This is a genomic window from Paenibacillus planticolens, from assembly GCF_013141725.1.
In the GTDB taxonomy this organism is placed as follows: Bacteria; Bacillota; Bacilli; order Paenibacillales; family NBRC-103111; genus Paenibacillus_E; species Paenibacillus_E planticolens.
Map to the genome: position 1 here is coordinate 1 of NZ_WHNZ01000046.1, position 22,500 is coordinate 22,500.

At 46.8% G+C, this 22,500-nt stretch carries 15 protein-coding genes and 3 pseudogenes; 2 read left to right on the forward strand and 16 right to left on the reverse strand.

All coding sequences use genetic code 11. The annotated features are described in order from the left end of the window. The 5 genes from GC097_RS22800 to GC097_RS22820 form a co-directional block, all read right to left on the reverse strand. A partial coding sequence (locus GC097_RS22800; RefSeq protein ID WP_171685611.1) for a family 20 glycosylhydrolase occupies positions 1 to 4,549 on the reverse strand: 4,549 nt, incomplete at its 3' end. Positions 4,550 to 4,663: 114 nt separating this feature from the next. Next, positions 4,664 to 5,761, reverse strand: a complete 1,098-nt coding sequence (locus tag GC097_RS22805; RefSeq protein WP_171685612.1) for an ABC transporter substrate-binding protein — start codon at positions 5,759 to 5,761, stop codon at positions 4,664 to 4,666. Between the two features lie 57 nt (positions 5,762 to 5,818). Then, the gene (locus tag GC097_RS22810; protein WP_171685613.1) at positions 5,819 to 6,649 is read right to left on the reverse strand and encodes an ABC transporter ATP-binding protein; all 831 of its coding nucleotides are present in this window, start codon (positions 6,647 to 6,649) and stop codon (positions 5,819 to 5,821) included. Continuing rightward, entirely contained in the window at positions 6,625 to 7,386 is a 762-nt protein-coding gene (locus GC097_RS22815) for an ABC transporter permease (protein WP_171685614.1), read from the reverse strand. The genes GC097_RS22810 and GC097_RS22815 overlap by 25 nt, the downstream gene beginning before the upstream one ends. A gap of 34 nt (positions 7,387 to 7,420) precedes the next feature. Next, positions 7,421 to 8,881: a sulfatase family protein gene (locus tag GC097_RS22820; RefSeq protein ID WP_171685615.1), complete on the reverse strand. Its 1,461-nt coding sequence runs from the start codon at positions 8,879 to 8,881 to the stop codon at positions 7,421 to 7,423. A 733-nt stretch (positions 8,882 to 9,614) separates the two neighbouring features. Here GC097_RS22820 and GC097_RS22825 point away from each other — a divergent pair. Next, positions 9,615 to 9,917, forward strand: coding sequence for a hypothetical protein (locus GC097_RS22825; RefSeq protein ID WP_171685616.1), 303 nt, complete (start codon positions 9,615 to 9,617; stop codon positions 9,915 to 9,917). A 97-nt stretch (positions 9,918 to 10,014) separates the two neighbouring features. Here the strand turns inward: GC097_RS22825 and GC097_RS22830 are convergent, their stop codons facing one another. The 6 genes and pseudogenes from GC097_RS22830 to GC097_RS22850 all read right to left on the reverse strand — a co-directional run bounded on the left by GC097_RS22830 (position 10,015) and on the right by GC097_RS22850 (position 15,500). Further along, positions 10,015 to 10,194: a hypothetical protein gene (locus GC097_RS22830; protein ID WP_171685617.1), complete on the reverse strand. Its 180-nt coding sequence runs from the start codon at positions 10,192 to 10,194 to the stop codon at positions 10,015 to 10,017. 288 nt (positions 10,195 to 10,482) lie between these two features. Next, positions 10,483 to 10,596 (reverse strand): annotated as a pseudogene (locus GC097_RS34430) (LUD domain-containing protein); the annotation flags it as partial. A gap of 22 nt (positions 10,597 to 10,618) precedes the next feature. Continuing rightward, positions 10,619 to 10,858: pseudogene (locus GC097_RS22835) on the reverse strand (LUD domain-containing protein); the annotation flags it as partial. Positions 10,859 to 11,045: 187 nt separating this feature from the next. Beyond that, positions 11,046 to 11,225: pseudogene (locus GC097_RS22840) on the reverse strand (heterodisulfide reductase-related iron-sulfur binding cluster); the annotation flags it as partial. Further along, on the reverse strand, positions 11,191 to 12,105 hold the full coding sequence (locus tag GC097_RS22845) for an aldose epimerase family protein (protein WP_171685618.1): 915 nt from the start codon (positions 12,103 to 12,105) through the stop codon (positions 11,191 to 11,193). The gene GC097_RS22845 and the pseudogene GC097_RS22840, both read right to left, overlap by 35 nt. Before the next feature lie 56 nt (positions 12,106 to 12,161). Further along, a complete protein-coding gene (locus GC097_RS22850; RefSeq protein WP_171685619.1) occupies positions 12,162 to 15,500 on the reverse strand; it encodes a tetratricopeptide repeat protein in 3,339 nt (1,112 codons plus the stop codon). A 107-nt stretch (positions 15,501 to 15,607) separates the two neighbouring features. Between GC097_RS22850 and GC097_RS22855 the strand changes: the two genes are divergently transcribed. Next, positions 15,608 to 16,498: an AraC family transcriptional regulator gene (locus tag GC097_RS22855; protein WP_246294413.1), complete on the forward strand. Its 891-nt coding sequence runs from the start codon at positions 15,608 to 15,610 to the stop codon at positions 16,496 to 16,498. Positions 16,499 to 16,623: 125 nt separating this feature from the next. On the opposite strand, the gene GC097_RS22860 is transcribed toward GC097_RS22855, so the two are convergent. From GC097_RS22860 to GC097_RS22880, 5 genes are all read right to left on the reverse strand, one after another. Continuing rightward, positions 16,624 to 17,397, reverse strand: coding sequence for an SDR family NAD(P)-dependent oxidoreductase (locus GC097_RS22860; protein WP_171685620.1), 774 nt, complete (start codon positions 17,395 to 17,397; stop codon positions 16,624 to 16,626). Positions 17,398 to 17,484: 87 nt separating this feature from the next. Then, positions 17,485 to 18,120 carry a hypothetical protein gene (locus GC097_RS22865; RefSeq protein WP_171685621.1) on the reverse strand — a complete coding sequence of 212 codons (636 nt, stop codon included), beginning with the start codon at positions 18,118 to 18,120 and terminating at the stop codon, positions 17,485 to 17,487. Between the two features lie 26 nt (positions 18,121 to 18,146). Next, positions 18,147 to 20,078: a DUF8034 domain-containing protein gene (locus GC097_RS22870; protein ID WP_171685622.1), complete on the reverse strand. Its 1,932-nt coding sequence runs from the start codon at positions 20,076 to 20,078 to the stop codon at positions 18,147 to 18,149. Further along, positions 20,065 to 21,024 carry a fumarylacetoacetate hydrolase family protein gene (locus GC097_RS22875; RefSeq protein ID WP_171685623.1) on the reverse strand — a complete coding sequence of 320 codons (960 nt, stop codon included), beginning with the start codon at positions 21,022 to 21,024 and terminating at the stop codon, positions 20,065 to 20,067. Before GC097_RS22875 ends, GC097_RS22870 begins: the two co-directional genes overlap by 14 nt. Positions 21,025 to 21,069: 45 nt before the next feature. Further along, a complete protein-coding gene (locus GC097_RS22880) occupies positions 21,070 to 22,497 on the reverse strand; it encodes a hypothetical protein (protein WP_171685624.1) in 1,428 nt (475 codons plus the stop codon). Positions 22,498 to 22,500 lie beyond the last annotated feature (3 nt).

A 22,500-nucleotide genomic window follows, 5' to 3' on the forward strand; every position in this document is an offset into this window, starting at 1 on the left:
CTGCAATCTTCGCATTCAGCGCTGTTTTGTCCACAACCGGAACAGTAATCTGAACGTTGTAGGCAGAAAGGCTATTTAATGGCGTTTCAACGCCATATTCGTCAGCGACGACAGATTGATTGACGTAAACGGCACTATTTACTGTTTGGTTCATCTGCTGAGCCTGAAAGTTCAGCTTCAAAACACCCATAGTTCCCGTAACGGCACCAGTCGATCCTGAAGCTGCTGCAAGCAATCTCACATGCCCATTAGAGTCAGATTCACCCACAATGGAAAATCCGTTAACGATTGAATCCGCAGAAATAAATCGCAATTGTCCCGGATCAAAGCTAATCGTCAGATCCTGGGCGAAAGCACTCGTAGTGACATTCACCAAACTGTACGTCAAGCTGACAGGCTCCCCGGCTAGTACGGATACAGGACCGGTTAACTGGACGCCGGTTAATGGTTTTTCTTGCAACGAAGAGATAGCTGTCTGTAAAGCGGCTGCCGCTGCATCGATCTGCGCTTGCATCGCTTTCGTGTCGTTGCTCACAATGATGGCAGCAGTCAACGCCGTTTGCAGCGAAGACCAGGATGCCGCCGTGTAGCTATTGCTGTTCAATGCTTGAGCTTCCGCAATCTTTGCATTTAGCGCCGTTTTATCGGCTACGTTATCGGATACATTGACCGTTACGGTTGAGTTTACGACTCCACCTTTAAAGTCATCGACCTTAACTACAAAGCTGTCCGCTCCTGTTGAATCGGTGCTAGCCGTATAGGTCCATCCCCCATTTGCCTGTAAGGTAACCGTTCCTTTTGTCGGTTGGGTTAATATACTATAGATCAATATATCCCCGTCTGTGTCGCTTCCTACTACTGCGCCTGAAACGGGTACACCAGGATTTGCTTTGACACTGTAGTCACTGACTGTAGGAGGCGTATTTGGATTTATTGTCATGTTTACTGTGGTCTGTGCCACCGCAGTTCCAGTACCTTGGTCTACATCAATCGTAAAGCTATCGGTTCCCGTAAACCCTGGCTTAGGATTGTAAACCCATGTACCATCGTTATTTACAAGCACTTTACCATTTGTAGTAGCAACCGTACCATATTCACTTTTCGTACCACGAGCAGCCGTTGCAAAGGTGATCGCCGGATATTCAGGCTGTACGCCTGTTGGTACTACTTTTCCTGACACCGGTGTGTTCATGGTCGTAGCAGAACTGTAACTTGATGGTATTGTCGCAGGAACTAGTTGCGGAAGAACTTTAAAATTAACGATATATGTGGATACAGAACTATCTACTGCTGTTACCTGCACAGTTGCTGTTCCAGGCAAAGTCGCAGCCTGTGTGATAACCACATTTGAAGCAGCTACTTTTGGTGTTGCTGTAACCGTTGGAATTGTAGTCGTTCCAGCCGGCAACTTCACATCATAAGTTTTCTGCCCCCCTGTGAAATAATCAACTGAAACTGTTGTTCCGTTATTATACGTAAGGGCGCTTAAGCTTGAGTCTGGTGAATTATACGGAGGTACAGCGAGAGATGCTGAGAAATTATTAATCTGAACATCATCATAATATCCTGTTGGTGTACCGGCGTATGAGCTTGATATGTTATCTCCCAACTGAATCGTGTCAAATTTTGCATACCCTGAAACAGTACCTATCTTGTTATTGTCTAAATATATGTCTACAGAGCTATTGGAACTATAATCAACCATCACTTTATGCCAACCTATTTTTCTCGAAATCGTTGTTGCTGCGGTCTGAACGTTACTGGTTGTAACTGAATAATAGTTATTACTGATACTGCTATTGATGCCTACTCCAATCAGGCCGATTGGATTTGCAGAATCATATATCAACGCTTGTTGGTTAAGTTCTGACAAACCAGTATCGTAGAACCAAAGTGATGCAATACCATTAATTGGTTGGGGCAGTTTACTTGAAATCGCATCTTTGGCCTCATTAACAACAAAGCTATTTGCACCGTTTATTTTTTGTGCGGCATCTGTTGAAGGTGTTCCAGCTACAGGTGTCCATCTGCCAAAACCTGCTTCAAAATCTTCAAAAAATGATGCTGGTGCGGTTCCTGAAGGCACTGTTGCAAGAGCTGTAATTTCGGCAGCGCTCAGTGCTCTTTCAAAGATCCTCGTTTCATCCATTTTGCCTTTGAAGCTTGGAGAGGTAGAAGTTGGATTCTCAGCACCAAGCGTTTTTCTAGGGCCAGGAAATGCAGCCACAGGAGCCGTTGTACCAGTAGTACTTACAATCCCCTGTGTCCCTACAGCTAACGTATCTGCTAAAGTTCCGTTTACATATAGCTTTGTGCCTGCGGCTGTACCAACGAAGGCAAGATGTGTCCATTTGCCTACTGGTATTCCACTATAATTGCTAAATTGGAAGTCTTTTTTCACTCCATTAGCATCGAGGCCAGAAATTCCAACTTTTTTGCTGCCATTATACTGCTCGCTCTTAATAACGGCGCCGTCGCCAGCGGCCAGAACTACAGTAGAGGGAGCAGGAGTTATATTCTCAGTATAAACCCATTGAGCAAAAGTCCAATCATTGCCTTTAGGTATATCGGATTTACCTATATTGACATAATTTCCTTTGGTACCGTCAAAGGACAACGCATTTCCAAATGCTGGACTTAAATCATTGGGAACCGTTTTAATAGATCCTGATGGCGTTACGCCTGTCGCTACGGATATCGTTGCGTTGTTACCATTAATAACGTCTTCAAGTGTTGAACTTGATGTATTTTCATTCATATTATAGTAAGCATTTGCATTACCAGACGATACGGGCACCTTGACATCAAATACGGCTGGATCAGGATAGAAGCCGATTCCTTGATAAGTCATTCTTGTCGTATTGGCAAGCAGTCTCGCCTTATAGTCGTTCCAACCTGTTGATCCGCTGGTGCCTCTGGGTGACCAACCTATTTCTGCATAACCAGGTAGTCGTGGATAGAACAGCATGTCTAAACCTTCGGGTCTGCCTACGGTTTCAGCCCAAAGAGCAGCTTCTACTCCTAGTATCTGGTCGTCGCTGGTTGCCCCAATCAGATTACGAGGATCATCATAATACGCAACATCTGTAGGAGTTCCACTAGGGGAAGCACCACCGCCTCTACCTACGGGCATATTCGTTGTAGACATTCTCTTGGAAAGATAGGAATAGTTCTGGTTGGATACGATGACCTTCTTGCCTTGGTTAAAGGCATTCCCAGGGACGGCAGGTTTATCCAAGTTATGCCAATACTGCATGACATCGGGAAGATGATAAGTTGAATTAATAGCATCTGCTGAATCCCAGCCAATTACTTTTTTGTTGTACTTAACACCTAGAGATACAAGATAATCAATAAACCAGTTACGATCTGCTAATGTTGTTGAAGCTGCTTCGTCCGTCCCCATATGAATATAAGGGGACGGGGAGATGGCCGTTACTTCAGCGAATAAGTTATCTAAAAATGCCATTGTGGCGGGATCTCCGGCTGTCAATGAGTTGAATCCAACCCCGTTACCGGTATATGGATTCGCCGGAAGGTTCTTCCCTGTGTTACCTGACTGAGCACTGGGTTGACCATTGGGATTTACAAAGCCATAGGTTGACAAAAGCGCATTTGTATGGGACGGCACATCAAACTCTGGAATAATCTGCATATACTGCGACTGTGCGTAGGCTATGATATCTTTAAACTCATCCTGTGTGTAGTAACCCGAAATTCCTCCTGCAGGGCCAGTAGCTGCTTTATAGTAGGCAGCGCTGCCTTTGGTTAATCCGCCAAAATCATTGCTAGCATAGAAGTCGTCAATGACTTGAGAACCGCCGATCTTGGCAAGCTGCGGATAATTTTTCAATTCCAAACGCCATCCCTGGTCATCGCTCAGATGGAGGTGCAGCGTATTCATCTTATACTGCGCAGCATTGTTGATTTGACGTTTGACTTCATCAACAGTAACGAAATGTCTGGCATCATCAATCATGAAACCACGATATCCAAATCTTGGGGTATCGCTGATACTCGCACAATGTATACTCCACGTCACACCATTAGCCAAAGATTTTTTTTCAATGTCAGAGGGAAGCATCTGTCTGATGGTGTCCATGCCGTAGAATAAGCCTGCTGGCTTGTTGGCTGCGACTGTAATGCGGTCTGCGGCTACATCAAGGTTATAACCCTCGTTCCCCATTGCTGAGTAGTCGCCACCTGTTGTTGTAAAGTAAATATAGTTTGTTCCGGAAGGTGCCGATTGTACAATGTTTAACGTATACCCCGCTGCTGTGGCAAATTTGTTTTTCAGATAAGCCCCCACGTTATCAGCAATTTCTTGGGTTTCTGCGCCATCTTTGCCTTGTACGTAAATAATAGTGCTACCCGTTACGGTGAAAGTACCAGCCTTACCATTATAGCTTGCAGGCTTCGGAATAATCGGCGGCATTACATCCACCGTTTCTGCCATGATCACCTTTGCAGGTGATATCATCACCCCGCCAAATGCCATTGTAACTGCGACTGCAGTTGATACCAGCTTATTCATTATCCTTTTTTTCATAACTTCCTCCTTCTCATAAGTAAAGCGCTTTCACTTATCCTTTAATGAGTAAGACTAGCCTAATAATGTTGAGGAGGACGATGAGTCCTCCACTTCTTATTTACTTAGCGAATGTTAAGGCTGCACAGCTTTAATCGCAGGTTCGGTTGTCATGAACTTCTCAGAAGGAACCGTGCTTTGCACCTTGCCGGTATCAACGAACAGCTTTTGTAAGTTATCAAACCATTTTTTGGCGGTTCCATCTTTAAACACTTCCGCTTGCTTCTTGCTGTCAATCCAATCGATGGAGTCTAACTCTTGCTTCAGGCTGTCTTCAGGCACTTGCGTATACGTCGCAGTCAACTTGACGGCTTCGTCCAGATGGCTAATTTTGTAATCCGTCGTTTTGTTCATCGCTTTCATAAATCGCTCGGCAAGCTCAGGCTTCTCTTTCAGGAATTTCGGACTCACGACCCAACTGGACGGAAAGCTGTAATCCGGGTAAAAGCTGCTGTTATCGCCTAGCTTCACGATGTTTTCTTTTCCTACCTGCTTCTCGATTTCCACCGTATATGGGGACCAAATCGCAACGGCGTCTACTTTACCTGCCACGTAAGCAGACACAGCTCCTGCCACATCCATGTTCACTATATTTACATCAGCTGGCTTTAAACCGGCTTTCTCAAGACCTAGGTTGAGGACCATCTCGCCGGAAGTTCCTTTCGGAACGCCTACAGTCTTACCTTTCAAACCCTTCCACTCTTGTATGCCGGATTTTTTTGTTGCAAGAACCATGTCTGCCTTTCCGAGGGAGACCAAACCAATGATGTTGCCTTGACCTTGAGCAGATAAGAACGCTGCGCCGGGACCGATATAAGCGATGTCGATATCACCTGACGCCATAGCTTGAAACTCGGGAGGACCGCTAAGAAATTTAACCGGATTCAATTTAATGCCTTCTTCTTTAAAAAATCCTTTCTCCTCGCCTAACGCTACCGGAGCAGCACCTCCCATATTCGGCATATACGCGAAATTAATCGTCTCCATCTTCACTTCGGCCTTTGCAGGCTGCGGCGTGCTGACAGCTGAAGTGGCCGGTGCCGCAGGCGTCTGTGCCGCGTTGCCGGCGTTCGTAGGACTGCTGTTTGAGCCGCAAGCACTTAGAAGAAGAGTCACACTGAATAATGCAGAAGTAACCGTAAGCTTGGAAATTGATTTATATCGAGTAACCATGGATAAAGACCTCCCTTATGTATTTTGAATAATACCGGCTTTCGCCTTTGAATCCCGTTACTTCGTAACTTCAAGATATTCACGGTATACCTTGGACCAAATTTCGTTTTTAATACTGATGAACCGTGGATCCAGCTTGGTTGACTGATCTCGCGGGTAAGGAATATCGATATCAATAATTTCTTTAATTCTGCCGGGTCTTGCGCTCATGATAATAACGCGTTGAGCCAGAATCACAGCTTCCTCCACATCGTGCGTGATGAAGAAGCAAGTTTTTTTCTCTTTCTGCCATGTCTTCAGCAGTTCCTCCTGCAGTTGCGCTCTTGTCTGAGCATCCAAGGCGCCGAACGGTTCATCCATCAGCAGCACCTCAGGCTGGACGGCATAGGCTCTCGCAATCGCCACACGCTGCTTCATACCACCAGACAGCTCCTTTGGATAGGCATGAGCGAAATCTTTAAGGCCAACGAGCTCCAAGTAATGCTCGGCCTTCTCTTTGCGCTCCTGCTTACTCAGTCCTCTAAGCTTTAAGCCGAATTCGACGTTCTTCTGAACGGTTTTCCAAGGGAACAATGCGTATTGCTGAAACACGACACCACGCTCCTTACCTGGGCCCTTCACTTCGACACCATCCACCTTGACCGAGCCGGAGGTGGATGCCTCAAGACCGCCAATAATGTTTAAGAGTGTCGTTTTGCCGCAGCCGCTGGGTCCAACGACGCAGACAAATTCATTTTGCAAGATCGTAAGATCGGTATTTTGCAAGGCAACCGTATCTCCATTACGACCTTTGTACACCTTGCTTAGATCTCGAATCTCAATTTTAGGGGCCGCAATTCCACATTGTACTTTTAGACCGCTTGTTACCCTTGCCGGAGCTCCTGCCATCCTGTTAGCCTCCTTTCCAGAAATAGAACGAATCTATCCATACTTAATCCGATGATGCCAATTACCATAATGCCGAGTATAACGACATCCATTCGGAAGTATAAGCTTGCTTCCATAATCATATTGCCTAAACCTTTGTTTGCGCCTGTGAGCTCAGCTGCTACTAATGTCGTCCAAGCGGCCGCAAGACCAAGTCTGACTCCGACAAGAATATATGGAAACGATGCCGGGACAATAACCTCCAGAAAAATGTGCTTATCCGTCGCACCCAGCACTCTTGCCGCACGAATGAGCGTTGGATCGACATTACGAACACCCTGAAAGATCGAGATGACCATCACGAGGAACGTCGCTACAAAAATGACACTGATCTTTGCGGACTCCCCGACGCCTTGAGAAACGATAACGAGGGGGATTAAGGCGATGGGCGGAATCGTACGGAAAAATTGAATCCAAGGATCTACAATTGCACGGACAAAGGCGTACCAGGCCATAAGAAAAGCGGCTGGAACCGCGACTATTAATCCAAGTGAAAACCCGCCAATAACGCGCAGCAGACTTGCCCATATATTCGACAACATTCGTCCGCTTTCAATTTCAGCTAGCAATGTTTTTACTACTCTTAGCGGGCTCGTGATAATTGCTCCAACCGCAGGTATGGCAGAAAGCAGGTACCAGATGACAATCCCGATAACGATGGAAATGACGGTTAATAGCCAGCTTGGGAATTTTTTCATAGAACATGCTCCTTCTTGGTCCGATTAGCCGTCATTAGCCGTCATATGCAGGCTGTAGCGCCTCTCTCTGGTATTTTCGTTTGATGGTGTCCGCTGCTTCATGACAACCTGCCTGCTCCAATCTTCTCAACCAGTCTTCCGCTTTCAAATATTTCCACGGACCTGTTTCCAGTACTTTCTGCATAGGATCTACCTTGTAGTCCGGTCTGCGTGCCTGTTCATGCAGCCATGTGGAAAGTCGGTGATCCATCTCTTTCACAACGTCTGGGTAATCACTCGCCACATTGATAGTTTGATTCGAATCATTGACTATGTCGTATAAAATGACTTCATCAAAATGCAAGTATAAGCCAGGATGGTAGGTTCGGATGAAGTACCATTTTTCATCCCGCACGGCCCTTTGGCATACATAAAGCGCATGATCCATGACTAAGTACTCACGGCCATGCCAATGTTCGCCCTTCAGCGCCGGAAGGAACGATTTGCCGTCCCAGCCGGATGGAATTTTAAGTCCAACCAGATCCGTAATCGTTGCAATCACATCTACGTTATAAACAAATCCGTCTACAACTTGCCCCGGTTGGGTAACACCGGGCACTTTAATGATAAGCGGTATATGATGGACTGCTTCGGTTGCGCTTGGGTGCTCGACATAAATGCCTTGCTCGCCCATCGACTCTCCATGATCCGCACTGATGATGAAACAGACTTCATCTTCGATGCCCATCTCCCGCAGAGTATCCAAAAGCTCGCCCACGTACTTATCCATATAGCTGACTCCACCGTCATAACCATCGATAAGATGCTTGAAATCCGAGCGGTTCGCAATTTGCCCGGGCATTGTAGCTGGATATTTATTGCCCCAATGCAAGAATGCCGCAGATCGTGGGAAGCTATGATGCTGTTGACTTGCAATCGCAGTCTCGTCAGGGTAAGGTTTCACCGGTTCATCCTTAAATTGTTCCATATATTCGATTGGATACGTATAGAAAGCGTGAGGATCCCAGTATTGGATGTGTAGGAAGTAGTTATCGTCCTTCCCGTGCTGCTTCAGCCACGGAATTACGGAAGCGTTTACTTCATCGGCGTTCTCGTTCCCTTCCTTCAGCGAATGAGTATGAACTTCATTCCATCCTGCAAAATACCACCAGGCATGGTGCCGATCTCCGAACGTAGAGAAGGTAATTGTTTTATAACCCGCTCCGCGCAAGTGTCTGGTGAAAAATGGAATCCCCTCGCTGTGCCCGTCTCCTTCCGGATACTGAAACTCTCCGCCAGGTCCCCAGTGCGTCAAGGCTCCATGATTGATGCCGAACCGGCCAGACATGAAGCTTGCCCTGGATGGCACGCAAGGGGAGGATGCTGTATAGCAGCTATTGAAGATCATCCCGCTTGAAGCAAGCTTATCGATATTCGGCGTCGTCTTCCTGCTATAGCCATAACAACTCATATGGTCAGGGCGAAGCGAATCGATATCTAAATAAATAATTCTCATAGGGTGCTACCTCCTGATGCTTCAAATAATATTTCATGAAGATGACTTAATTGTATGTATAAATATGTATCCGTATAAGGTTGAATTTTTTTCAACCTTTTTGTCATTCTTCATGCTTGAGGTAATCGATAGAGCAAACGATATATGGAATTAAAAAAAGGGCGTCGAATGTCATCATTCCTCGCCCCTTTTTGTCGTACAACTCATCCATCTCTCGTTTTACAAGATCACTGTCCAAGAATCTTTCTGTCCCGCGCCAATCATTATAGCGGTTAGTTGGGTCATCTTAAATCCATCCTCACTAAGTTGTATCTAACACATTACTTTCGGTACGGAGCAATTCCTATTTCTTGATCTATCGCCCGATTCCCCTTTTTTCGATGCGTGTCGAATGGTCATCAACACCAGCCACCTTCAAATCCGGATAGAGAGAGTTGTATTTTCGGGTAGTCTGCAGCAATGTTCCTTACAAACTCCCCTAGACTAAGCTTTTTTAACATCCAAAGCATTATGCTCCTCAAAAAACTTTTTTCCATAACGCCTCAGCTATCCGCTTGAATCTCTACTGTTGAACATGTCAATAAACCTTTTCCATACGATTACGCTCCTTAGTAAAGCGGATATTTCTGACGCAAGTCTTCCCTGTGCAGCACATTGGAATCTTCGCGGATATAGTGGCAAAATCGTTTCTGAATCATAATATGCAATGTAAAATACAGCAAATCCGTTTAAAATGAGTGATGAACCGCTTTTCTTGTTCGCAGCTGCGAACATTGCTCAAGAGCTGATTAGTGAAATATGTCCGTTAGAAACGGTTTTGATTCCTAAACAAGTTGTTGCCATACTAAACATTTCTGAGACCTTCTCAGAACGAAATTTGCAAGATGCCGCTGAAACGCTAAGACAAACGATTCTGAAAGTCTTAAAGCATTCTGTGACTGCTCCAGACTGTTACCAGCTTTCATCGGCTCAGACTTACTCGCTACTACGAAACGAACCGCCATCTCGCAGCCCTTCGATTCGGCTTTCCCTTTAAGGTTATACCTCCCCTACCTTGTCCACGTTTGCGTCAAGGAGACTACGAGACTTCCCTCAGTCATCCGCACATTCTATTCCATCCATCCTGACCCTAATCACGTCGATGAGCCTTGCAGGTCATATCCCTTTGTTTGTTTCCCTGCAAGATATACATATTTGCATAAGTTTCCCCGTTTGTTCGGCGGGTCACCCAACATCGCCGCCACCTCTGGTTCACCGCATTCCGGGCTGGATTTTGCCTGCAGGCCCTTCGGATTCTCTCTCGCGAAAGACACCCTGCCAATCCTAACCCTGCTGGATTAGGGCCTCTACTTCGGCTACGGCACTTTAAAGGGTAAAGTTACCGAGTGGATTTGAACCACATAGATTGTGCGACTGTGAGGCGTACGAACAAAGAGCTGCCACCCGGCAGCTCTTTCAAAGCGAACTATTGTTCTCCGTAATAACGATTCAGGAAATCAGATATGTTACGTAAAAGTTCGAACCAACAAACTTACCCTAGAAGTCCTACCTCTTTTCACTCATCAGCCGAATCTTAAGGCAGCCTGATGGAAGTTCTATCTTTATTCAATGATAAGTGCATATACAACACCTGAACCATGCACGCCGATCGTCAAATCATTCTCAATGTCAGCCGAACGACTTGGGCCACAAATAAAATGGATGCCCGCCGGTCTATCCATCATTTCCAGTTTATCAAAAGTTGCATCCTGTCATGCCGATATCCGCTTCGAGAAACTTCTCGCGCAGCTTCCTGCGTACATAACCGGCCAAAATACCGGTGTCAGGTGCAAGCTTCTCACCCACATCTTCAGACAGCAGCTCGGCAATCTGATATCGATTCTTATGAATGGCCGGAATAATAATATGCGAAGGCGTTTCGCCAGCAAGTTGAATGATGTATTCGCCGAGGTCGGTTTCAATCGCCTCGACCCCAATTTGTTAAAGCGCATGGCATTCCGCAAGTAATCATTATTTAGTACAACTTTCGATCTTTCCTTGACGGTCCCCCTTACTTTATTTTCGCTCATGCGCCAGCTTCACTCCCTCAGCTAGTAATTCCGCTAAGTGCATGACCTTCACGGGCTTTCCACGGTATGATAAATTTCCAACTATATTCATCAAGTCTTGCTGAACCTCTTGCTTCATCCCAGTAACCACTATTGAACGCTGGTTGTCCGCAGCATGTCTGCACCCCAGGAAAATCCAATTTCACTCCGTATCTGGCCATTAACAGTACCATGGATTCACCAACACCAGGATATACAAGGTCACTTAAACATGTGATGAATAGAGAAACTTTCATGAGATATCTCATCCCTTCTTAAAGTGACCCCAAGGGAAAGCTCTAAATGCCATTCAAAGGATGCTTTTGCCGGTATCATTTGTGCTGTCCCATTGCCGACTGCCATTTCAAGCGAATCGTAATATCCTATGCTAGGCTCCAATGCACAAGTAACTCGATCATTGAACATACCTTCGTCCATCCAAACGCCTATATAGGGTACTTTGTTTTGGGGGACAGATACGATTAGGAAGTTGCCGCTTTCTTCACCGAATAACCCCGACCAACCTACCGGTACTTGACCACCATAATAAAACTTTCTCGCATCGCCTGTAACCGCTGGGGAGAGCAGCGATACATCATCCCAAGAATACAGTTTCCCTGTCTTCAGGGTATGACCTTCGTACACACATAGCATCTCCTTTATGGATTTCGGAAGAAGAATACGAGTTGGTTCCGTCACAGCGAACTGGGGATGGGGCACCCACATAAAAGGAACCGGTTGGTCACTTTCATTGCTAGCACGGTAATCCAGCCGTACCCGATCCGCAGAAGGGAATGAGATTCGTCTCGTGAACAGACATGGAAGTTGCAGACTCCGGACCCAGCAAATCACCTCGTTCTCATCGATCATATATTGCCATGGAAGCGCCCATAGCTCGCCATGGTCGGGCAAGTTCATGTACTTATCCATTCCCGATTTACACGCATTAATTGTCGGAAAACATTCATCCCAACCGCTCATATCCCAATCCGTGAAGGTAGATCCGTATTTCGGCTGTCGTAAAGAACGGTGGCCTGAATCCAGCATCCATTCCTTTCCGGTAGACTTATATACAATAGAAACCAATTTCCCTCCGAGTTCCGGCAACAATTTCAAGCTAATTTGTTCGCTTTCCATTCCTATGGATAAGAAACCTTTATATGACCCCTTTGTAACGTTGACCTTATTGTTTTTCATGACAAGCTCATGCCCAGATGAATTAGCGAGCCCGTATGATTAGCTTCCTGACGAAGCACACTCTCAAACTGTTCTCTCGCCAGTTCCAAATGTCCCAGACCAAGATGCCCGAGCCCCATCATGTAGCGGCAGTGAACTTCATTCCTTACTTTAAGATCATCCTCGAACACCAAGAAGTCCGGCAAGGAAACAGCGAAATAGTCGAACTTCACTTCGTCAAACAGATGTTTCTCAGCGTAATCAATGAGCTTATTGAATCGACTCTTCGCTTCCTTTTCATTACCCAGCGCTTGCCAAGCCATCCCTTGATAGAAAATCATATCAGGCGGTTGGTCGTTGTAATACATTGCGCTAGCTGGTTCCTCTAAACCTTGGGAAGCAATATTAAAACACTCTTGTGCTTGCTTTGAATCCATTAAGCTCTCATGAGCGAGTCCAAGATAGTAATAGATATTGTTCTCTTGCGCACCCGTCAGTTTACCTTCTCCCAGATTATCTGGATAGACGAGCGCTTGCCCCAATAAGATGATAGCTTCTTCAAATCGTCCTTCAGCCAAAGCTCGCTTGGCCAGTTCGACATGGGCAAAAACATGCTGCCCCGTCACTTTGCCCTCACCGCCCTCCCAAGGGTGGAATATGCGTGCATGCAGTGCTTGGACTGCTTTCTCGTGATAACCTTGTGCATTAAGCAGAGTAATATATTCCACGTAAAGATCGTCGCGTTTATTAACCAAATCTTGATGTTCCTCCAGCTTGTCGCAGCGAGTTTCCGCTTTATATCCAAGCTTTTTATACAATTGATCAAGCTCGTAGAATACCCGTGCATCTTCCGGTCTGCAAGCAAAAGCCTTCTCCATGGCAAAAAGTGCTGATGCTGTATCTCTGCGTTTGTTGAAATAAGCCAGAGACAGGTTCCGATGTACGGTTGCGAAATCATCCCGAATGGAACGTGATGCTTCCCAATGGGCGATCGCATCCTCGTGTCTCCTTTTATCATAAAACCAATTTCCCAGGTAATAATGTGCTTTGTCATCCTTAGGATCAGCAGAAATGACACTCGTCAGCACTTGCAGATCGAATAAAGTATTGGGGAAACAGTAATCCGGTGCCGCTGCATTTCCGGCCTTCCTGTAAAGCTGAGCCATTTCCGAATGCCCTGCTCTCTCATGTAGGAAGCCAAGTGTGTAATGAAGCATTGGGTACGCCTCTGAATCATGAGCTTGCACGATTCGATCAAGCAATTCAATCGCTTCCTCATACAAGCCGCAATTCGCATAATCGGAGGCCAGATTCAAATAATTATGAGCATCTCCGCGCATGAGTCGATTAAGCTCAGCTTTCGCTCCACTAGCAAGCGCCTGCTCATCTTGGCAAGAAAGCAATAAATACTGTTCATTGGCAGAACCAAAATCCGCGATATCCAGCACGAGAGTCTCCTGCACAAAGGCAATCGCTTCTTGAATCCTACCCAGCTTGCGAAGAAGCGCAGCTTTCAGGTGACGTGCCTTGTAATTGCGGGAATTGCGTACGAGCGAACGCTCAACCAATTCCAGGGCTTCTCCGAAAGCACCTTTCTCGCAAGCAATTTGTGCAAGCGTAAAGAAGCCAGCATCTTGCCAAGCCGCGGACCAAGTCGATTTGTAGAGAGCTGCAAAGGATTCTTCCAAGCGTCCTTGCAGTTTAAGCGCAACACCTAATTGATAAAGAGCTTCACTGTCATAAGGGTTCGGATTCCGCCAGGTAAGGGACTTCACCGCCGTCCGGAAGTGACCTTCCGCCTCGGCGAACAACCCACGACGAAGCAAAAGTGTTCCGTATGCCACATTAATACGGCTGTCGCTTGGGTCACGCTTCAACCCTTCCAGGTAGTAAGCTTCAGGTTCGAATGTAGCATGGCGATACTGTTCCAGATGCAACCCGGCCAAATAAAGCTGCTCATTCGTTTTCAGCTCCGCAGGCTCCTGCAGCGGCTCAGCTGCATCCGGCACCTGCTCGATCGATGGCTTAGCAGGCTGATAAGAAATCAGCATAGTGCCATTTGCATCACGTACAGTCAGCTTCAAATCGTGTGGACGATCGTTCTCGTCCAGTGTAATCACAGACTTGAACGTTTGAGTAGGAGACAGCTCAACGACTTCCTTTAAATATACTCGGTGACTTCCTTTTAACTCCACTATAGCGCCCTGGAACAAGGAGGTTGCATATGCTAACACGACGGCTTCACGAGTCTTCTCGTCGACTTCTAGATTGACTGCAGCGTCGATCGAAGCATTTTTAACGACACCGATATTTTTGTAAGGCATGAAATATTGTTTGAACGATTTTTCTTCATACGGCTGCAGCCAAGTGAAATCCGGTTGGTTGTCTGTGTAGACGCCGGTCATCAACTCAATATAAGGTCCGTCCTCATCGGTCAAGTTGTGATCCCACGCCTGCCCGAATTCGCCGTTCCCCCAAGTCCATTGTTTCTTACCTGGCGAAACATGATGGTTCGCCACGTGCAGCAAACCTGCTTGAACGCCATGATCATAACCCCCGACAAAGTTATAGTCTGATTTATAGGCCATATAAGAGGTAGGGACGGGAATGTTTTTGTAGCGTGATATATCGACTCCGGCGGAGTAATCCATTTTGTAGTACGTTCCTGTCGCGATTGGAAACCTAGAGACGTCACGTTTACCGTGGTCGAAGACAGCTGTTACATCAGGCGGAAATACGGATTGCGTATCGTCGTTAACAGCAACCGCCGGGTTCGCCCACCACAGGAATGTTTGTGGTTCCGGTGTCCGATTATACAGCTGTGCGGAAATTTCCAGATAAGCTTTGCCCGGATATAACGTGAAACCAGCTGTTACTTTCGTTCCATACATCCGGTCGATTTCGCTTACCCAAACCGTGGCGCTACCATCTTCATTTTCGGTTAGCTTGTATTCAACCGGACCATACGTATTCGGACGGTGATGCTGAGGCCAGTTGAACTCGATGCCGCCGGAAATCCAAGGGCCTGCTAGGCCAACCAGCGCTGGTTTGATAACATGATTGTAATAAACGAAGTCGTAATCATTTGTTTTGTCCAACGCACGGTAAATCCGTCCGCCAAGCTCAGGCATGATCTCGATCCTAACATATTCGTTTTCCAGAATTACGAAACGATACGACTGGGGTTTCTTTTCATCTTCAATTTTATCGATAACCGGATGCGGATATACCTTACCGGAACTTCCTTGATAAACTCGTTTTTCTAAAAACATTGGATTGCGATCAGGCTCTCCGATGCCATAAGTCGGAATCGAAGTCTCTTCTTCCCATATGCGAACTTTCTGACTCAACATCATCACTCCCTTATCTTATTGTCTCTACTTTACCTCGACGGAAAGCAATCGCCAATTGACAAAATGCTTAATATAATGGATTATATTCTTATTTAATAAGGAGAGGAATCTTGGATACCACTAGGAAACCAGAGGGCTTTGAAGAAGAGAAATTGTTTGTTCTGCCTGATTACATGCAGGAGGAGCTATCCCGCTCAGAACTAACGCGTGATTTATTCGTAAGCGATATTGGTTTTTTCCCACATGCCCGACATCACTATCGGGAACGGCCCGAGGGAAGCAACTCCCATATTTTCATTTTTTGCTCAGACGGAGAAGGCTGGATAGAGCTGGATCAACAAAAAGCTTTCTCTTTGACTCAAAATCATCTAGCTGTCATTCCCGCCAAAACGCCCCATCGTTATGGGGCATCTACCCATGAACCATGGAGTATTTACTGGTTTCATCTTCAGGGCGACCATGCTGCTGCCTTTATGCGTATTTACAGGATGGATGCTGGCCCCGTCCATCTTCCGATCGGTGCGCTGTCCAAGTTCAAGGAAGTTTTCGATCAGTGTTATGTCCTTCTGTCCGACAAAACCTATTCGCTGCCCATCCATACGCACGTATCCCAGTCTGTACGCCAGCTGATTAGCGGCATTGGGATAAGCGCAGGAGGTACTGCCAAGGACAAAAAAAGGAAGCAATATCTAGAACACGCCATCCGATACATGAATGATCGTTTGGAGGATTCTATTAAGCTCCCAGAATTGGCCAAGCACACCGGCTTGTCCAAACAGCATTTAATTTTGTTATTTAATGAAGAAACGGGATTCCCACCGATTGAATACTTTTTGCGCATGAAAATTCAAAAGGCTGCCCAAATGCTCAGTTTAACTAGTCTGTCCATCAAGGAAGTTGCTGCGAACATCGGGATAACCGATCCCTATTATTTTTCGAGATTATTTAAGAAAATAACCGGTTCCGCCCCAACCGCGTACCGAAACGTTCCGAAAGGGTAATGTCATTCTCTATGTAAAAACGGGATAATGCACAAAGCCCCATCGTCTCCACGAAAGAGTCGATGGGGCTTTGTTATTGACTTTCTCCAAATGCCATTCGAAAGATCGATCGGCTGGAATCGTGCTTAAGCGTTTTTACCGAAAACTACGCCGCCGTCGATGTAAAGCGGCGACCCCATCATGAATTTCGAGTCGTCCGATGCGAGGAATAAAGCCGCTTGCGCGACATCCTCAGGCTTGCCAAGCTCTCCGCTGAGCTGACGCTGTTTCAAGGACTCAATCGCCGCCGTCGGATCGTCGTACGATGTTTTCAAATAATTTTCAACGAATGGTGTAAAAATTGTCCCTGGCAGCAGCGCATTCACGCGGATATTGTAAGCTGCATAATCAACCTGCATCGATTTCGTTAAAGCAAGCACTGCGCCTTTTGTCGCTGCATACGAAACTCTTCGCGCCAGCCCCATCTCGGCAACGCAGGACGACATGTTGATAATCGAGCCTGCTTTGCGCTCTATCATGTGAGGAAGCGCATATTTCGAAGGCAAAAATACGCCTTTGACATTAATGCTCATGATGCGATCCCATGCGTCTGGCTCAATCTCGTGCAGTGCGCCGACGCCGCTGATCCCCGCATTGTTGAACAACACGTCGATCCGGCTGTACTCGGCAATCGCTGCATCCACCATAGCTTTCACCGACTCAGGATTAGTGACATCCGCTTGAAGGAACAGGGCTTTGCCGCCTTTATCCTTAATTTCACTCACCGTCTCCTGGCCTTTGACCGCATCCAGGTCATTCACAATGACGGTTGCCCCTTCATGGGCAAACAATAAGGCCGTGCTCTTGCCGATGCCTGAGCCAGCACCTGTTATCAGTGTCACTTTATGTTGTAATCGCATATCTACACTCCTTGATTCACTTCATTTTTTTAAAAAATAGGACTGCCCTTATTACAGCGAGACCGGGAATTGGAAATAAACATCTACCTACAGCAACCTCTGCATGCTTCGCCATAGTTTTTCGTTGTCAGCTGCATCGGTCCACAGCTCAAAATGAGGATCCATGACCTCCTGCCAGTTAGCAGGCGTGTTAGTGCTCGATAGCTTGCCTATGCGCTTCATTTCTCCAACTGCAGCAGGATGCTCGCGATAAGAGAATAAGAACGTGCCGTGAGCACCGATGATGTAAGTCTTGTTGAAGCTCTCTGGCCGCTCTTCCTGCATTTGATAGTGATAATAGATATAACTTGCCGCCATGTCCGGCTTTAATCTTGCGATACATCCGATTCGATCGTCTACCTGTCGACCTCCACGCCACGATTCCGGGTCTGTCGGCACACCGTCGTGAAAAATGTCCAGCATGGGAATTGACAGTCGACTTCCCTGCTCTCCAGGCCAAGCTTCCAGCCAATGCGCATAGGTAACTGGCCAGTCCCAGTTATGACCACCTGTATATGTCTCCATATACAGGCATAGATAACGACCACCCAAGAACAAAGAGACGGAGAGCACATTTTCATTTTGCAAATAGCTTCTCAAGTACTCATGATCTAGACGGACTGCTGTGCGAAAGATTTCTTCCATTCCAACTTTCAACTGAGAAAAGTAAAGATGTCTCTGCAATTGCAGTCTCCTTTCGCAAATCTAGATTATTGCTTTCTGCCTTCAAGCAGGACGCCTTTTTCGCGATCTGCCCAAGGCATATCATAGGATGGGGCATTTACATAACGGTTCATAGTCAAAAGCAATGAAGCACCAGTTCCTGCAGGAAGATCGACTTGCAGCCATTTATGGTTAACAGCCGTCATCTCCATGTTTGCATTTACCGATTCTAAGAAGTAAACCTCTTTAAATTGATGTTCCCCGAATGTCCCTGCCTGAATGATAACAGAGCGGTTGTCGAACTGACTTGTATTTACGAGTTCAAGCGTTACAGATTGTGCAGTTAGATCTTTAACCAGCGCAGCGATAGATTCAGGAAGACCTGGACGTTTCGCATCCGCATCATAGTATCTCACTCTTGCATGCTGCAAGCCGCCGTGCGAAATATGCATAGGACCGCCTAACGTCAACTGGACGAGACTTTCCATGTAGATCGGGCACATTTCTTGCCATATGTGAATGCTGGAAAAATCATCATCGCTGAATTGATTCGCCCAGTTATACGGATCGCCCGCTTCGGAACGCATTTTGGTCAACTGCTGCGTGACCAATTCAACGTTCGCATCGAGGATCGTTTGCGGATAATCTGGATTAAGCCCGCGAATAAATTGGAACCAAGGCTGTGTATTACCGATATAATGCTTCGTATTTCTTTTCGTTTTCTTATCTGTGCCTGAGAGCTTCGGAACGATAACCTGATTCCAGTCATGGTCTTTCGGAATACGGTCAATACGTTCCAAATCTTCGTCCGCCATCGACATCGTCCACAAATAGACAGGGTATTGCGGCGCCGCTTTGCGATAATCCGTCCAGCCAGCGTCAAAATGTTTATACGGAACGCGCACCTCGCCGTCTTGCTCCTCGCGCAGCGCCCAATTCTCATCCAATTGTTGACGCGCCAAATCAAGCATCTTCATATCGCCTGTGAGCAGGACACTATTCATGCAAGCATTGGTTAATGGCTCAATGATCGTCATGAACCCATGCGGCCAGCGCCAGCCGTAATAGCCACCCCACCATTTGCCGTCGTTATACTCGCCGATTTCGCCGGACAAGCCGACATTATCTGGAATAATGCCGCCGTTCTGACGTGTTCTTTCCTGCCAAGCAGCTAAATAATCCAGCACCCATTTGCGATATTTCTCTTCCTGCGTATGGAGGAATGCGTGGGTCACCAACCCCGTCGCATTGAGGTTCAACGGCACGTCACCGCGCGTCATGCGTTCATTCATCATGCGAATAATATTCGCATACACCTCATTGTTCGACCATGCACATTTGCCACTAGCAAAATCCACGCCTGGAATATCTTCATACGGTGCCAAATAATCATCCAAAATGCCGCGGTGCGTGCTCCAATCTTCTTCCGTCAGCACGAAGCGCGGCCCCATACTCCCTGAAATCGCCGAGCGAATCAGCTTCCGCTCTGCATCGTAATTAAGCGCTTCTGTGTCTTCACCGGTGTACATACCAGCGAAGCGCACTGCACGTTGGCGATCCTTTAACGTAACCGGGCCAGCAAGACCTAGGAAGTACGTGAACAAATAGCCCTCACCGTGATGCATCCAATCATAATAAGCATCAAACTCGCGGTGAATTTGTCCGTACTCCGTCCACTGCCACGTAATCCCTTCCCAGATTTTACGCGCAAGTCCATGCAGCTCGCTGCTTCCGCCAATCATATAGAGAAGCGCGAGATTCATGAATCCTTCATACGGATCGTCCGAGCCATCCATCCCTGGCCAATCTTCACGCCAGATTAAGGTACCGTCCGGCCGCGTATAGCGTTCAACAAATTCAAAAGCCGCTTTATTCAATTGATCGATAAGCAGTCGTTCCGTTAATGCCCATTGTGGCGGAACTACCTGACGCTTAGCGGCAATCCGTGGAATCGCATGTTCCGGATTAGACGTTGACACGGTTATCACTCCCTGATCTTAAAACTTGTGTAGAAGGAGTGCCTTTATCCGCAACCATCGTGTTAGTTAAGGAGCCCAGCTTCTCGATCTGGATCGTGACTTGATCTCCGTCTTTCAAATACACTTGCTTCTGGGGCGGGTATCCGAGTACAACACCTTCCGGAGTCCCTGTGAAAATGATATCGCCAGGCTCAAGTGTCATGTGTTGAGAAATATAGCTGACAATCTCATCGCAATAGAAAATCATATCAGACGTATTCGAGCTCTGACGAACCTCGCCGTTCACGATGCACCTAATATCGAGCTTGTTCGGATCGCCTACTTCGTCCGCTGTTACTAGGTATGGTCCAAGCGGAGAAAACTTGTCGCAGATTTTGCCCAGCATCCATTGCTGTGTACGCAATTGCAAGTCACGTGCGGATAAGTCGTTCACGTTGCAATAGCCGAATACATGGGACAGCGCGTCTTCACGGCTTACATACTTTGCTGTTTTGCCGATAACGATCACCAATTCCGCCTCATAATCCACCTTTTGCGAAACCGCTGGAAGCGGAATTTGTTCACCTTGGCTTGCCAATGTATTGTTGAATTTATTAAATAGAATCGGAAATTCCGGAATCGCAGCATTCGTTTCTTCCGCATGTTTACGATAATTTAAACCGACGCAAATCATTTTGTTCGGGTTTGTCACGCAAGGCCCTAATGTCAGCGCAGTTTCATCTAATACATACGCTTCCTTGTTATCTACTAAACTCATGACAGATTCCGCATACGCGCCAAGTAGTTCCACAGCCTCGCTGCCGCCTTCAATGACTTCGTGAATCGTAGCAGGAAGTGTTTTATTCGAAGGCACAGCCTGTAAGGCAGCTTGGACGTCCAAAACGTATTGCTCCAATTTAATTCCAAGGCGGTATTCGCCGTTTTGAACAAAAGTAAGCAGTTTCATTGCAGTAATCCTCCCCAATATGTTCTATACATGCTTGACTCGTTCTTATTCCCACAATCCCAAGTAGGGCAATTCCGCAATGCTGCTGACATCTATGTTCTGAGCCGTTTGCTCATCTGCTTTCAAATAGATCCCCTCATCGGTTTTTACAAAGACTGGCTGGTTCGGGAATAAGAAATGTTCCGGAAGTGCACGTTCTCCACCAACCCAACCCAGATCTCGCCCAAACACGGCTTCGTCTTTGCGGCCAATCAGCTTATACACATCCTGAAAGTAATAATCGTTGATCGCCCATTGCTTACCATCTTCCACCCACATACATTGGTCGCCCAGCAGGACGGATATACGCGGATAAGGCTCTTTGAGCTTAGAGCCCATCTTCTCTCCAAGTCCATGACGGTGCAACAAGTAATAAAAATCATGCGTATGCCATGCCGAGCATGGCGCAATGTCAGCTTCGTTCTGCCAGCCGGTCGCCGAAGCCATATAACCTCGGGGGGTTTGATAGTAAGCGTAGGTTTCGTCGCATTTATCTAGAAACAGCGCCAGTTCTTCATCAGCTTGATGCTCCAGGTAACGCGCAATCCCGTGTAGAGACATGCCCATTCCTGCAATAAGCATAGGCTCTTTCAGTCGAATCCATTCTCCTCCGCGAAGCAACCATTTGCGATTAAAACGCGTCTGTTCCTTCGCATCGATCCAGGCGGATCGGGCCAAGTGACGGCATAGACCGCCTGCGTGCTGCAAATAGTGTGGCTCGCCGAACATTTCATAAGCCTGCACCAGCGGCGCAATCATTAAGCCGTAATATTCAGCGGGCTCGACCATCGTCGCGTCTCCCAAATAGCGATTGCTGGCTTCACAATCCGCATCTGGAATGCCTCTAACATGATAATTCTTAATCATAAAGTTCAAATCGTCTTGAATGCCTTCGCGCCAAGGCGAATCCGGGAACAGCTGCTGATACAGCAGTTTCCCCCATAGACGGCAATATTCTTGATTGCTGATATTTCTTGTTTTTTTGAACGGATAGATCTCATCACACGCCTGCAAGTTGCGAAGCATCGCTTGCTGAATGCTTTCCAACGCTTCCGCAGGCAGCCATGAGCGACCATGAATCGCCGTTAGTCCCAAAGCAACGTTCGGCATCATGTTGTGAATTAACCCACGACCCAGCATCTCGCCGACCTGAAATCCGATGTGCTTGTACTGCCCATCCTCCTGGAAACGTGTCGTTTGAAACTGGATCATTTGTAGTACCTGATCTTCAAGTGAGGAATCTCGCTGCTCAGCGACAATTCGGCTCAAAGCCGCCATCAAAGGGCTTGCCCATGTGCTGTGCCCGCTTGTAAAGTCTGACCATCGGTATGGATTGGATCCCCAAACAGAATGATTATGAAAGCCGTGAATGGCTCCGTCCTCTTGTACCCAGGACATCAACCAATTTCCGAGTGCGTTAATGTTCGATTTCATGTT

Coding starts and splice junctions, on each gene's coding strand:
- GC097_RS22845 (WP_171685618.1), bottom strand. CDS start 12,105: ATGGAAAGCGAACAAATTAGCTTGAAATTGTTGCCGGAACTCGGAGGG.
- GC097_RS22815 (WP_171685614.1), bottom strand. CDS start 7,386: ATGAAAAAATTCCCAAGCTGGCTATTAACCGTCATTTCCATCGTTATC.
- GC097_RS22825 (WP_171685616.1), top strand. CDS start 9,615: ATGAGTGATGAACCGCTTTTCTTGTTCGCAGCTGCGAACATTGCTCAA.
- GC097_RS22850 (WP_171685619.1), bottom strand. CDS start 15,500: ATGATGTTGAGTCAGAAAGTTCGCATATGGGAAGAAGAGACTTCGATT.
- GC097_RS22875 (WP_171685623.1), bottom strand. CDS start 21,024: ATGAAACTGCTTACTTTTGTTCAAAACGGCGAATACCGCCTTGGAATT.
- GC097_RS22860 (WP_171685620.1), bottom strand. CDS start 17,397: ATGCGATTACAACATAAAGTGACACTGATAACAGGTGCTGGCTCAGGC.
- GC097_RS22810 (WP_171685613.1), bottom strand. CDS start 6,649: ATGGCAGGAGCTCCGGCAAGGGTAACAAGCGGTCTAAAAGTACAATGT.
- GC097_RS22820 (WP_171685615.1), bottom strand. CDS start 8,881: ATGAGAATTATTTATTTAGATATCGATTCGCTTCGCCCTGACCATATG.
- GC097_RS22805 (WP_171685612.1), bottom strand. CDS start 5,761: ATGGTTACTCGATATAAATCAATTTCCAAGCTTACGGTTACTTCTGCA.
- GC097_RS22880 (WP_171685624.1), bottom strand. CDS start 22,497: ATGAAATCGAACATTAACGCACTCGGAAATTGGTTGATGTCCTGGGTA.